Here is a 13,352-nt window from a genome sequence, read left to right as displayed (position 1 = left end):
AATCCCTATTTAAGTCGGTCACCCGGCTTCGCATCTCTATGCGGGACAAAGAGCGTCAAACTGTCCCCTTCGCCGGCTGCAAGTAACATAGCTTCCGAAAGACCGAACTTCATTTTTCTCGGTTTTAGATTCGCGACGGCCACAACCTTTAGACCTTTTAAAGTCTCCGGTTGGTACGAAGCTTTAATTCCCGCAAAAACGTTCTTATGCCCGATCGGCCCCAGATCCAATTTAACCTGAACCAGCTTGTCCGCACCTTCTACGGGTCCTGCTTCCATGATTAATCCGACTCTAAGATCGATTTTTCCCAACTCTTCGATCGAAATTTCGGAGAAATTCGCGATACCGTCCGTCTTAAAATTCGTAGTCGGAGGCGACGTCGTTTCGACGACGGGAGTTTTATTTTCTTCTATCATAACCTGAATTGCCTTTTCTTCCACTCGCTTTGTTATCATTTCATAGGGAGCTATCGTGATTTCTTCCCGATCCGAATACAAATCCGAAAAGGAAGGTGGATCGTTTATTCCCAAAAGTTTATATACTTTGGAGGAGATCTTAGGAACCACCGGAAACAGATAAACGGCGAGAATTCGAGCCGCGTTCAACCCGACAGTCACAGTCTCTCTGGCTTTTTCCGGATCTTCTTTGATTTGGGTCCAAGGCGCGAGATCATTGACGTATTTATTCGCGATGTCTCCCAATCTGGAACATTCCCTCATTACTCTGCCGTAATTTCTAGTCTCGTACCATTCCCGGATTTTTTCGCTCGATGAGCGCAGTTCTTCCAGTAACATTTTACCATCCGGAGAAAGTTTGCCCAATCTTCTATCTAATTTATCTAATATAGAAGTCGAAACCCGCGATACTAGGTTTACGAAGTTTCCGACCAGATCGGAATTAACCTTAGCCGTATAATCGTCGAAAGAAAGATCGAGATCGTCCATTCCCGGCCCTAGCTTTCCCGCCAAATAAAAGCGAAGATGCTCAGGGTCTAAATGTTTTAAATAATCCTCGGCTCGAATGAAGGTCCCTCTAGACTTGGACATTTTTTCTCCGTTGACGGTGATAAAGCCGTGAACATGAACGAGGGAAGGGGATCTATATCCTCCGCCCTCTAACGTGGCGGGCCAAAAAAGAGTATGAAAGTAGAGTATATCCTTGCCGATAAAATGGGCTATTTCCGATTCTTCGTCCTTCCAAAAAGAATCGAACCTGCCCCGGTCTCCTTTAAAAAAATTTAAACTAGCTGCCATGTATCCGATCGGAGCGTCCAGCCAGACATAGAAATACTTTTCGGTTTCTCCCGGGATTTGAAATCCGAAATAAGGACCATCGCGGGAAATATCCCAATCCTGCAGGCCGGTTTGGAACCATTCCTTCAATTTTTTTCGAACGCCTTCCGCTACACGCGTCCCCTTTTCCACCCAATCCGATAGATATTCCGAAAAATCCCCGAGCTTGAAGAATATATGTTTCGAATTTCGGGTAACTGGAGGAGTTCCACAAAGGGAACAACGAGAATCCTTTAAATCTTTGGGAGAATACGTAGCCCCGCAGACTTCGCAACTATCTCCGTACTGATCCGTCGACCCGCAATTCGGACAAGTTCCCTTAATAAAACGATCCGGAAGAAACATCTTATCATGATCACAATATGCCTGCTCGATTTCCCGTTCCGCAATATGGCCCTTTTCCTTTAAAGAAAGGTAAATTTCTTCCGAAAGAGCGCGATTTTCTTCGGAATTTGTCGTATAATAATTGTCGTATTCGACTAAAAAGCCGCTTAGGTCTCGATAGTGTTCCTTGCGAACACGATCGATGAGTTGTTCGGGAGCAATGCCTTCTTTTCTCGCGGCGAGCATGATCGGAGTTCCATGCGTGTCGTCCGCGCAAAAGAAATAGCATTCGTTCCCGCTCGCTTTCTGAAAGCGGACGTAAATGTCCGTTTGGACGGCTTCCAAAACATGGCCCAAGTGAATAGGCCCGTTAGCATAAGGTAGGGCGGAAGTAACAAGTATCCGACGTTTCCGATCGATTCTCACGTAGTCAAGATGCGAAAAATTCCCGCAAAAGCAACATGGATTTTCATTGCAAATCGTCCGCGTAGGGTAAAATACTTCGGAAATACGCAAAGTGTTTGGAGAAGGAAGGCAAAAAATGGAGAGGGTTTCATCCTTAGCGAGTAAGGTTCTGCCTGGCCACGAATTTTACGAAAAATTTCAGAAAGGCCTGGATCCGGAATCGGAAATTTTCCAGTTAAAGATGAACTATGCCAAGGTATTGGTAAGTCTTTGGTCCTACGCTTGTCATGCCGATGGAAACTTTCATAAGAGAGAAGGAAATTTAGTCGGACAAATGGTCAAAGCGATGTTTGACAAAGATTGCATTTTCGACTCTCATCAGGATAGCAAGGACGAAATCGTGGAAGAATTGTCCGAAGTTTTTGAATCTCCTCTCCCGATCAAAATGATTAAGGATTTTTCGGAAGGGAATCCCGTCTTAGCCGCGAACTTTTACGAGGATGCCGTTTGTATCATCGCGACCGACGGATCCTTTACGGATAGGGAAAAAGAATTCTTAAGCGATCTTGCTAAGGAATTAGAGATATCGCAGATGGATAAAAAAAATATCGATAATAAATACTCGGATGCGAGCGATAAAGACTAAGTAAAAGTCTCGCTCGACTTTAATGTCCTCATATTTTATCGTTCTACTCTTCGTTTATTTCGGTATTCAAGTTCTTCTTTCCGGTCCCGTCCTTCAATTAATCGTAAATATTATTTCTTTCCGGCTCTTTAAATTCGGATGGCTTACGCCCGGCATCATAATGCCCGGTCTCTGGGTCTGGGCGAGAAGCTTTACGATATATTTTCCCGGGGAACTAGGAACGGATATCGTACATGCCAAAGGCAGTTTTCTCAAATTCCGAATCTCTATCGCAAAAATACTTAAAGGAAAATTAATATTTCTGGGTGTAAACATCCGCTCCTTTCATATGGATTACACCAATCGAGTCGATTCTCGCAAAAAAACGCCTTATCTCCCCGGTCGCGGTCGTATTCAAATTAAGTTCGAAAAAGTAACTCATTCAAGTATCGATATAGAAGATCGCACTTTAACGCCGATTTTCAATATCCAGATCCGCGATATAAAAATCGAAAACGGGCTTTTGGATGTCGGCTCTCCGTTAGAAATCCTTTTTCGGAGTAAAATGGGAAGTTGTCGTTTAGGGCGGGAAGGAATGCTGAGAATTGGAACGTTACGTAACGGCGATAGAGGATACTTAAACCTTTCCGGTATTACATGGGGGGAACTGGCAGGGTTAGAAATCATCCCGCTGCCTCTTTTTAAAAAGCAGGTTCATTTATCCGTCGAATTTAGACATATTGACGAGAATCATACCGACTTCGAAGGAACACTCGTACATTCGAGCGTTTCTCCCGAAGAACATTCCGAAAGTTATCCGTTTCGATTCGGAATAGATTGGAAGGAATTCAACTTGCCGTTCGATATCGCATTAAGAAAGTTAATTATGGAATTATTCCTGCAAACCAAGCTGGAGAGCCTGATGGCTCGTACGTTGCAAACGATTGCAAAAGGGATACGTTTGTTTTTAGGAAAGGAATAAAGATTTTGCGAATGACTCCGCTCTTCCGACTCGGGAACGGATTCGTTTTGTTCGGAGGATTTTTAGCCGTTCTATTGCCCGTAGGCGAAATGATTTAGCGTTCCAAGATACATTAATTTTTCTTTTCCTCCAATATGTTCTCTTTCGCTTGTATGCAATTATTAAGCGCGGTCGATTCGAAACCGAGGCGGATCGTTGCGGCAATCCATTTCCTTTCACTAATATTCATTTTTCTTTTTTTGGCACCCCGCCTACTTGATTATAAAAACGATTTCCGACGGGGACTTCTCGATTAAAAAGTATAAAATATCGATCGGTTTCGCGTTCTTTATCGCAATTTTATTCTTTGCCATTCATTAATTTGCCGGTTTTCGGGCAGGAAAGATCCTCTCTTCGGGAGATTGATACGATAGGTTCTCGACGCTCCGGGAAACGAATCCATATATATTAGTATGTTAATCGAAGTCTTCGGAGTCGTACCGGAATTTTTCCCTTTGGGAAGATGATCCGCAGGGCATTCGGACGACTGACTCGTCCGAATCCGGGATTCCATGATAATTCGGACCGACTCGTAGTTGCTCCCCTGAAAAAATAGAGCGCTTAACGATGATTATTACTCGTACTTAACGGAGCAACCGTAAGGTTGTGACGTCGAAACGCTGATCAGTTTACCTGCCAATGCCTCATCTATCGCAGCCGAAATATAATTTTTCGCCGACGGGATGTCGGACTGATCGGTGGAAGGTTTATCATCGATCGCGCCGTTATACAGTATTTTTCCTTGAGGAGAAATAAGCACCATCTGAGGAGTCGTTTTCGCTCCGTATGCCTTTCCCATAGTTCCATCCGAATCGAATAATACTGCGGAAGGAGAGGCTTGGGACTTTTTCAGATACTCTTTTTCTTCCTCCGGGGTGACGTAACCCTGTTTTCCCGGTGCGGATGATATCACACTTAACCAAACTATTCCCTTTGCGGTTACTTCCTTCTGCAATTTTTGCATGTTTCCGGATCCGTAATGTTTCTTAACAAAAGGACATCCTTGGTTATGCCACTCGAGAACCAAAAACTTACCCTTAAACTCGGATAAATTACGTAATTTTCCGGAGATATCCTTTTCCGAAAAATCCGGAGCCATATCTCCCGGCTTCATCGCGGAAAGTGAATAAACAAATATCGAAAGTATCGAGAATAGAAAAAACGCTCGTTTCATTTTATAGCCTACCGATCAAACAGGATGATTATTTTTAGACCCGGACCTCGTTAGGCGGGTTCGTCATTTATTCGGATCGCGCCGAACTTGAAAGTCGAAAATGCTTACAGGAAGCATCGATTTGACCTTTCCGTCTTTATCCGTAACGGATATAAATTTTCCGTGGTACATAAATTCTCTTTTTATCGTTGAAAGGGAACTCCCATCTGGCGCGTTATCATGGAAGTTTTTTTGTCGGATCATACTTTGATTCATTTTTAAAAAAATTGTTGTCAAGGGAATCGGAATAATTTTCTGCCTTCTGTTCTCTGCAATGTAAATCTCCGAATATTATCAGATACATTTTCTTTTTAAAAACCAATGAATGAGTATGAGAAACGTCTCCTTATTTTCATTTTTCAATGCAGGCAAAAGACTTAAGTTACATTCCGCTTTTTTATCCTGCCTACTAATCCTTTTCGTTTTAGGCGGCGATTGCCCTTCCAAAGATAATACCGGATCCGCAAAGGCGATACGCATCCTTTTTTCTCCCGAAACGAAAAACGATCGATTGGAAACGAATAGCATCCTAGGACTCAATACGCACTATTGGGCGGACGCAAATAGTGATGGAATCGAGGACCTTTGCTACAAAACCACAAATTTGGATCTGTCCTCCTTTCTTAGCTGTAGCATAAATCATTATGGCAAATTCAGTAAGTTATTCAAAATATCCGTTTCTTCCGGTGCCGTTCTTGGCTTATTACAACCTAAATTTACCGACATTACCGGAGATGGAATTCCGGATTATTGCGGACTCGACGTTCGCGTATCCGGGGGAAATGCCTCCTACAGTGTTCGCTGCATTAGTATAGTAGAAAACAAAAAGGGAGAGTATATCGGGGGATCCGCAATCGAAGGAACTCTCCCTCGCGGATTTGATTCCATTAAATCCAGCTTATATTGGGTAGATATCAACGGAGACAAACGATCGGATTATTGTTATGCCGGGAACTTTGGCCTAGGCTACGAGATGATTTGTCAAATTTCCGAAGGAAACAAATTCGTTTCTACAAACACTGCAAAACTGAATTTTACAAGCGAAACTGCAAAGATCACCTTTCCTAGCTGGGTGGATATCGACGGAGATGCTGACAAGGACTTTACTTGGATCGAAGAAGCCAACGGAAGGATCAGGATCCTATTCATGAAAAACGAAGGAGGCAAGTTCGGCTCCCAGGTGGCGAGCGATCCCATTGCTGCCGGACTAAAGGCGGATGATCCGAGCACTGTGCGCTGGTGGACGGATTGGAACGGGGATGGAAAATTAGATTTTTGTTATGCTTCAGATTCGAACACCATCCAATGCCTCTCTTCGACGGGGAACGGTTTTGCATCCGCGGTCAAATCGGGAAGCATGGAATTGGGAGCGGGCACATCACGAGGCTGGATCGATGCGAATAATGACGGCAAAGCCGACTTTTGCAGAAGAGTCATGTCCGGTAATAGCAGTTATTATTATACCTGCACTCTCTCCCAGGGATCTTCCTTTGGAGGAGTAAACGAGCCAGGCTCCTACAAAAGCGACCTCCACACCGATCCGGAAATGTTGCTGGGAGAAGGCGTCTTTAAAAACGAAAAATGGATCCAAGCAGCGGAAGAGACCGGATATCCGATGCACTGCGCAATACAAGGACTTCTGGAGCCAACCGTCTGCCAATTGGTCCGAAAGGAAGGAAGCCCGCTTGCGGACGACGCGGAAGAATGTGATCCTTCGGATCAAACCGGTTCACGACAAAAGAGAGGAACCGAGAATGACGGGTATCAAAAAGCGGATTGCAAGTTTACTAGCGGTGCCAAGGCATTACTGTTTAAGACTCTTGCCAAACAGGTTTGGAATTATTTATCCGCGTATTATTCTAAAAAACATGATCCGGAAATTACCGTAACAGTAGTGGACGACTTCGTTTATTTACAAGACCAATCTTTAGAGTATAGAAGAGTGAGCTACAATAACGATGGAGGTTCACCGCCAAGTTATTTAGGTTTTACTCATGGAAGCAGGGTTGCATCCGTGATATCGGATAGAGTGGTAGGAGCTGCCCCCGGAACCCCGATGATCATACGTCAATTGGGCTTAGAAGCTTCTTCTAATTATCAAGAAATCTTGAATTGGCTTAATCTCTGGAATGATATTCGTAGTGAGGAAGATCCGATCGTAAATATTTCTATTTCTATAATAAACGACCTCCCGGATACGATGTCGCAGGCAAGTCGCGAACTCCTAAATCAGTACTACGAAATGATCCGTCTCATTGGACGGAAAAACAAGAGTATCCTCGTCGCTGCCGCCGGAAATCTAAGTAAGCCCATGAATGAGTTTTGTGAAAGGAAACTTTCCGCTCAATGCTATGATGCACCGACCGATCTGGATAGAACGTATGATCCTGTGATTAGAGTTGCAGCTCTATCTCAAGGTTCTCTGGGAACCGGACAGACTCCTCAATTAGCGCACTTTAGCAATTTCGGTGCGGGTAAGATCGACATCGCAGCTCCAGGCGAAGATATATTAGTGAATAGTCCTAATATGAACCTTGTGAGGCTTGGATTCGCAACCCGTCCGACTCTCTGGGATTTTGAACGGGTACAGGGAACTTCTTATTCCGCTCCTTTGGTAGCCGCCACATTAGTCCAAATGAAGAAATGCCAACCGAATGCTACGGCTCAGCAACTGAAAGCAGCTTTGTTAGGGAATGCGGATAAGATAGACTCTCTGAGAGATAAGGTAACCGAAGGACGTGTCCTAAATTCCGTTAAGGCGATCAGCGTCTTTTGTGCGGGAAGGGAGGAACTTTGATCCAGTTTACCCGCTTTCCTTCCGCGCTGGAGATGGGTCCTATACTTTCCGTCGGAGGCAGGTGAGGAGATGTTTGGGAAAGAGGTTCTCCTTTTCTTAAAAATTGTCGGTCACAATCTTAGGTTAGAAAGGAGAACCTTCTCTTCGATTACTCAATGTAGTGGTTCCCCCTGTTTAGTGAACACGAAAATGTGGATGTGTAAGCTAATATTGAACGTAACTAGATAAGTAAACGTATGTTGAAACGGTGGATTATCAACGAATCGCTGTCGGAATGAAAAGATTAAAAAAATCATCCGACGACAAGGGTATGCCAGATCTTGTCTTGTGTTTTAGATCTTACGAAGACATCGATTCGACCTTTCCGTCTTTATTCTTAACGGATATAAATTTTCATGGAAATTAGAATTCAAGATTGACATGTGATATACCATGGTATATACTATTTTTTGGTATTAGAAATATGCAAACTGCGAAATTATTTGTAAATGGAAGAAGTCAAGCGGTTCGACTTCCGAAAGAATTCCAATTTAAAGGAGAGGATGTATTTATTCAAAAAGTCGGGGATGCCGTTATTTTAGTTCCTAAGAATAGAGCATGGAACGTTTTTCTCGATGGTTTGAACGGTTTTACCGAAGACTTTCTAAAAGAAGGTAGAGTGGAACTTTCCGAGGCGGAAAGAGAAAACTTTTAATGTACCTTCTTGATACTAATATTTGCATTTTTATTATAAAGAAGAAAAATCCAAAGCTGCTAGATAAACTGAAAAAGAATTTGAGTAAAGGGTTGTACATTTCTGCTCTTACTCTAGCAGAGTTAGAATTTGGGATTGAAAATAGTGTGCATAAAGAGAAGAACAGAATCTCTTTAATTGAATTTCTATCTATTTTTGAAATTCTTCCTTTTGAACAATCTGACGCGCAGGCATTCGGAATAATTAAAGCCGACCTGAAAAAATCAGGCAATTTGATCGGCTCGATTGATGCTTTGTTAACAGCGCAGGCTCTTTCCAGAGACTTTATTTTTGTAACGAATAATACGAAAGAATTCAAAAGGGTTAGAAATTTAAATTTAAATTTAGAAGATTGGTCGTTGTAGTTTAAGCCTCCACGCCAAACTTCGTATCCTACATTCGAATTTGTTTCGGAACACGCCGAATTTGAAAGTCCAAAATTCTTACATGAAGCATCGATTCGACCTTTCCAGGTTTAAGTGAAGATCCGTTTACGCCGATTTTTATTCGATACTTTCGACTTTTTTAGCGTTCGATCTTTCCGTATCACATATTAATTATTGATCCGTTTTAAGAATCGGATAACACATACCAAATGCACCCGAATATTTCGGAGAAAAATCCGGATTATGCGAAGACCGCTTTAATTAACTAAGGATATTAGCATGCAGGATAATATTGAACTTTTTGTAAGAAGACTTCCCCATATATTCTTTATTCTATTTTCAATACCGATCTTATTCTATTTATATACGGGATATAAGGAACGGAAAGAACTAAAGTTCTTTATCGCTTGGCAATCCATCGTCTCGTACATTTTTATAGCATGCGGGTTCGTTTTGATCGTTCTCTCCTCTTATCTTTCGATCGACGACATATTAACGATCTTCCGTGAACTCACTACTTTATTCGCCTTTATCTACGGCGTTTTTGCGACGATTCACGACTTTCACGAGAAGGATAATGAAACCGGTAAAAGGGTCGTCACGAACGTCGGAAAAATCGGAGTCATGGTCCTTACTGTCAACATCCTATTGTCGATGAGTACGGATTACGTCAACCAGGCTCTTGCAAATATCGATAAGGATCATTTGGATTCTAAAATTAAAATTCTCGAACAGGAATACATAACGCAAACCGGAGAAATTAAAGGTGATACATCTCTCTTGCTTAGCAATTATCAGCAGTATATCGAATTGTCGCATCGGAAAGTCGGGGAGTTGGAAGCGGAAATCGAAAGATTAAGAACGGAGTCGCAAAATACTGCCCAGGTATTGAAAGAAACGCAAGGAAGACTCGCTCAGTCTTTACAGGAAAATCAAGAAAGAGTAAAAGAGCTCGAAACTGTCAATGTCCAACTTACCTCTAAAACCCAGGATGCCGCCGTATTTGCGTCTAAATTTTCCGATGCATCCCAAAAAGTGGAGGATCGACAAAAGACGATCACACAACTTAACTCCGACCTACAATCCAAAACGATCGAGATCGCTTCCTTAACGGAAAGGGGAAACGCATGCAACGTCGATCTCGTCGCTTCCAGGAAAAACGTAACCGATTTAAACGGCCAAATTCAAACTAAGATCGGAGACATTAACACTTGCAATGGAAAACTTTCGGAATCGTCAAAGATGATAACCGAACTAAAGAAAAATATGAACGACGTGAACCTCTCTCTGAATTCCAAAATAAACGATTGGAATACCTGCGCTTCCCAACTTGCCGAGTTAAAGGCGCAAATTTCCGAAAAAAACAAATCATTATCGGATTCCGTTTCACTCGCAAATCAAAGAGGTATCGATCTACGCAACTGTAGAGCCACGGTCGATAAAGAAGTCGGAGGAATAACGCAAAGATTATCAGGGATAGAAGACTTCCTGAAGACAAAAACGGCAAACCAAGAACGAAAACCCGGAACACCTTAAAGACTGATGCGGATCAGAACGGAACCGTCCGAGGCCAGGAATCGAAGGACGAATGCCACCGCCTCGGATGAAAAGGGTCATCCGAAGGTTCGTTTCACGAAATGGAAAAAATTTATGCCGAGCGTCTCCAGCTTAAGATTCCTATACAAAACATCCAAATCAGCAATAAGAAACTTGCGGGCATGTTTACGATCATGGAAAGTTCAGAAAAACCGGTGTATCCGATAATGATTCCCGCTATCCCGGTAGGAATTCCGCTAAGAATTGCAAGGGCACCCACCCACTTCGGAAAGATTGAATCTAATAATAGCGCTACGCCGAATACAAGTATCGTTAAGCCTGTTAGTAAGCTCGTAATACTTGCAAGTCCGATCTCGATTTGCCTTACGCCTAACGTTGCATGAAATAAGCTACTCTGCGCCGGCGGCTGTGCCGACGCCCAAACGTTTACCATTGCCTTCAGTGCGATTCCGTCCACTGCTTGTAAGGCGCCGGCAAGAGCCAGTACGGATATTGCCCAGCCCGTTCCGATCTTTCCTAAAACGATTGCGGAAGGGTTGGAAAACAAAGTGCCTAAAACTAGCAAAGAAGATACCATAAATATCACGCCTAAAAGTTGGACTAAATGGCTAGCCACCCAATGGTGATCGTCCGCATATTCGGTAAATGCGGCTAGAGCATCATTCGGGTCCGCGTCCATCGGATGCAAATAGGTTCCGATAAACAAAAATAAAGCCCCGCTGATCGAAGCGATAGCGACCGTTTTATTCGCAAATTTATTTTGCATTCAATTCCTCTTAATTATCTTAAAAAGTTTCTCAGGATTTATAAGAAGAAAGATTCTCCGCCAAAAAAGACAACTACTTGAATTTCGAATTTAAAAAAAAAGAAACGCCGAAGCTAAGAGTCGCTTATCGAATCAAACCGATTTATCGGAGATGATTCATGAATAGCGTAGAGACTTACGCCGGCTAACTCCTTATCGAAGGGCCTCGAGCAACAGTCCGGTCGTCAACATCGTAGGTAGGAAACGGGGGTTCTCCTTTTTGCCCTTCGGATAATAAACGTAAAAAGGAACGCTATTTCTTCCATACGATTCCAAAGCTGCCGAGATTTTCGGATCTTCGCTTGTCCAGTCTCCCTTTAAAACTACGATCTCCTTAGTCAGGAACTCGTTTAAGACCGTGTCGGTGGACAAGACCGTTCTTTCATTAAACTTACAGGTGATGCACCAATCAGCCGTAAAATATAGAAAGACACTATGCCCTTCCTTTAAATGAAATGCTAATCTTTCCTTGGAATATTCCTCCCTCGAAATTTCGCGGTGCCCGGATTCTAAAGTAGGAATCGTTATAGCCCTGTTCCGAAAAACGTACACGCTTGATAAAACGGTTAGGATCGTCAACCCCAGGACGGCTTTCTTAATTATTTTAGAAGCGGCAATTTTATTTATCCATACGAAAAAAAATAATAATAAAATTATAAGAAGCGCTAAACTTGCATCGTTTCGATTCGTGATGCCGTTAAAAACCCAGAACAACCAAATTGCAGTCATCAATAACGGGAATGCGAGAAACTCCTTAAATGTCCGCATCCACGCTCCCGGCTTGGGTAAAAGTTTCGTTAGCCTGCTACTGTTCTGAAATACGAGTAGCGGCAAGGACATACCGACAGCCATGGACGTAAACACGAATAGGCCGTTTAAAATATTCTCGGAGAAAGCGTATACCAATGCCGAGCCCATGAGAGGAGCCGTACACGGAGTGGCGACAAGGACGGTTAAAGCTCCCGAAAAAAATGCACCAACCTTCCCCTTTTGATCCGCTAATCTTACGAGAGGACCGCTTAAACCGACGGCAAAATCGAAAGCGCCTAACATTTGTAATCCTAGAAACACGAAGACGAGGATAAGAAAAAAAACGAAGAATGGATTCTGGAGTTGGTATCCCCAGCCCAAACTTTCTCCTCCGGATCGAAGGATTTCGAATCCGAAAAACAAAATCCAAAAAAAGGAAAGCACACCGCCGAAGTAGAATATGGACTCGATTCGCTGAGTTCGTTTATTCGAAGCTTGGGAAATCGAGAAAGCCTTCAAAAACAAAACCGGAAAAACGCAAGGCATTAAATTTAAGAGAATTCCGCCAAGGAATGCAAAAAATATCGCTTCGAGTAAATAACCTACTTTAGATTCATTTACCCGGATCGAATAAATTTTAGAGCCAAGGGTCAAAACCCCGCGGATAGAATCCGGATCTCCCGAAATATATTCGGATCTCGGAATTTCGAATTCGATCAAATTTTTTGAATATTCTAAAGTTCGTATTTTTTGATTCGAAACTATCTCGGGATCCTCCGGGAAAAAATCGAATTTCTCCGGGAGATCGTTCCCTTTTATCCGAAACAGGAAACTATCTTTCTTTTTTCTGAAAGAGATCGTCAATCCTGTCTCCGGAGTTTGCGGTAATTCTTTCAGGCTTCTTTCGTAGGCGGAATATTTTTCGGATCCGGGAGGAAATTTTTCTATTTTATGAATGATTAAAGTTGTCGATTCGGGAACGCATTCTTCTTTACATACGAGCCAATGCAATTTCGCTTCGATGTGAAACGATTCATCCGATCCGAGAGGCTTTTGAATTTTATAGTCCGAAAAAAGAACTGTCGGCTTCTCATACCCGAAATTAACCGAGTCCCCCAACTCGATTCGCTCCGGAAGCGGCCATTCCCAATCTGCGGCGACGCCCGGCGGACTCGATTTCCAATCCGTTCGTAGGGAGGTTCCCGAATCGCCGGGATTTTTCCAATAAACGTGCCAACCTGGCTCCGCTTTTATGTAAAGTGCCAAGCGCAGAAAGTCGTCGGATTTTGATACTGCCCTTACTTCTAGATAGGAATGAGCTCCTCGATATTCGGAACTTTCCGCAAGAACTTCCGCAGAAAAAAATATGCAAACGATATAAGTAAAAACGGAAACCGTTAAACCGATTCTATATCCGGACATTTGCTATTAGACCGAACCGGAA

At 42.9% G+C, this 13,352-nt stretch carries 10 protein-coding genes; 6 read left to right on the top strand and 4 right to left on the bottom strand.

All coding sequences use genetic code 11. The features are described 5' to 3' along the window. Positions 1–5 precede the first annotated feature (5 nt). The gene (metG, locus tag LEP1GSC047_RS15920; RefSeq protein WP_010417499.1) at positions 6–2,042 is read right to left on the bottom strand and encodes a methionine--tRNA ligase; all 2,037 of its coding nucleotides are present in this window, start codon (positions 2,040–2,042) and stop codon (positions 6–8) included. A gap of 115 nt (positions 2,043–2,157) precedes the next feature. Between metG and LEP1GSC047_RS15915 the strand changes: the two genes are divergently transcribed. Then, complete coding sequence (locus LEP1GSC047_RS15915; protein ID WP_020988973.1) at positions 2,158–2,667, top strand: tellurite resistance TerB family protein; 510 nt, start codon at positions 2,158–2,160, stop codon at positions 2,665–2,667. Between the two features lie 22 nt (positions 2,668–2,689). Continuing rightward, positions 2,690–3,628, top strand: coding sequence for a hypothetical protein (locus tag LEP1GSC047_RS15910; RefSeq protein WP_010417504.1), 939 nt, complete (start codon positions 2,690–2,692; stop codon positions 3,626–3,628). A gap of 613 nt (positions 3,629–4,241) precedes the next feature. On the opposite strand, the gene LEP1GSC047_RS15900 is transcribed toward LEP1GSC047_RS15910, so the two are convergent. Continuing rightward, a complete protein-coding gene (locus tag LEP1GSC047_RS15900; protein ID WP_010417510.1) occupies positions 4,242–4,841 on the bottom strand; it encodes a thioredoxin family protein in 600 nt (199 codons plus the stop codon). A gap of 370 nt (positions 4,842–5,211) precedes the next feature. Here LEP1GSC047_RS15900 and LEP1GSC047_RS15895 point away from each other — a divergent pair, with 370 nt between their 5' ends. From LEP1GSC047_RS15895 to LEP1GSC047_RS15880, 4 genes are all read left to right on the top strand, one after another. Continuing rightward, positions 5,212–7,677 carry a S8 family serine peptidase gene (locus LEP1GSC047_RS15895; RefSeq protein WP_010417512.1) on the top strand — a complete coding sequence of 822 codons (2,466 nt, stop codon included), beginning with the start codon at positions 5,212–5,214 and terminating at the stop codon, positions 7,675–7,677. 463 nt (positions 7,678–8,140) lie between these two features. Then, positions 8,141–8,371 (top strand): type II toxin-antitoxin system antitoxin VapB, encoded by a 231-nt coding sequence (vapB, locus tag LEP1GSC047_RS15890; protein WP_010417515.1) that lies wholly within the window; start codon positions 8,141–8,143, stop codon positions 8,369–8,371. Beyond that, positions 8,371–8,775, top strand: a complete 405-nt coding sequence (vapC, locus tag LEP1GSC047_RS15885) for a type II toxin-antitoxin system tRNA(fMet)-specific endonuclease VapC (RefSeq protein ID WP_010417517.1) — start codon at positions 8,371–8,373, stop codon at positions 8,773–8,775. Before vapB ends, vapC begins: the two co-directional genes overlap by 1 nt. A gap of 300 nt (positions 8,776–9,075) precedes the next feature. Then, positions 9,076–10,332, top strand: coding sequence for a hypothetical protein (locus LEP1GSC047_RS15880; protein WP_010417521.1), 1,257 nt, complete (start codon positions 9,076–9,078; stop codon positions 10,330–10,332). 112 nt (positions 10,333–10,444) lie between these two features. Here the strand turns inward: LEP1GSC047_RS15880 and LEP1GSC047_RS15875 are convergent, their stop codons facing one another. Further along, the gene (locus LEP1GSC047_RS15875) at positions 10,445–11,119 is read right to left on the bottom strand and encodes a hypothetical protein (RefSeq protein WP_010417524.1); all 675 of its coding nucleotides are present in this window, start codon (positions 11,117–11,119) and stop codon (positions 10,445–10,447) included. A gap of 192 nt (positions 11,120–11,311) precedes the next feature. Next, the gene (locus LEP1GSC047_RS15870; protein WP_010417527.1) at positions 11,312–13,330 is read right to left on the bottom strand and encodes a protein-disulfide reductase DsbD family protein; all 2,019 of its coding nucleotides are present in this window, start codon (positions 13,328–13,330) and stop codon (positions 11,312–11,314) included. Positions 13,331–13,352 lie beyond the last annotated feature (22 nt).

The organism is Leptospira inadai serovar Lyme str. 10 (assembly GCF_000243675.2).
GTDB lineage: Bacteria > Spirochaetota > Leptospiria > Leptospirales > Leptospiraceae > Leptospira_B > Leptospira_B inadai.
This window is presented reverse-complemented; position numbering and strand designations above follow the sequence as displayed.

What these genes read in the sequence shown, in the direction of transcription:
- LEP1GSC047_RS15915 (WP_020988973.1), top strand. Translation starts at nt 2,158, where the DNA reads ATGGAGAGGGTTTCATCCTTAGCGAGTAAGGTTCTGCCTGGCCACGAA.
- LEP1GSC047_RS15910 (WP_010417504.1), top strand. Translation starts at nt 2,690, where the DNA reads ATGTCCTCATATTTTATCGTTCTACTCTTCGTTTATTTCGGTATTCAA.
- LEP1GSC047_RS15900 (WP_010417510.1), bottom strand. Translation starts at nt 4,841, where the DNA reads ATGAAACGAGCGTTTTTTCTATTCTCGATACTTTCGATATTTGTTTAT.
- LEP1GSC047_RS15895 (WP_010417512.1), top strand. Translation starts at nt 5,212, where the DNA reads ATGAGAAACGTCTCCTTATTTTCATTTTTCAATGCAGGCAAAAGACTT.
- vapB (WP_010417515.1), top strand. Translation starts at nt 8,141, where the DNA reads ATGCAAACTGCGAAATTATTTGTAAATGGAAGAAGTCAAGCGGTTCGA.
- vapC (WP_010417517.1), top strand. Translation starts at nt 8,371, where the DNA reads ATGTACCTTCTTGATACTAATATTTGCATTTTTATTATAAAGAAGAAA.
- LEP1GSC047_RS15880 (WP_010417521.1), top strand. Translation starts at nt 9,076, where the DNA reads ATGCAGGATAATATTGAACTTTTTGTAAGAAGACTTCCCCATATATTC.
- LEP1GSC047_RS15875 (WP_010417524.1), bottom strand. Translation starts at nt 11,119, where the DNA reads ATGCAAAATAAATTTGCGAATAAAACGGTCGCTATCGCTTCGATCAGC.
- LEP1GSC047_RS15870 (WP_010417527.1), bottom strand. Translation starts at nt 13,330, where the DNA reads ATGTCCGGATATAGAATCGGTTTAACGGTTTCCGTTTTTACTTATATC.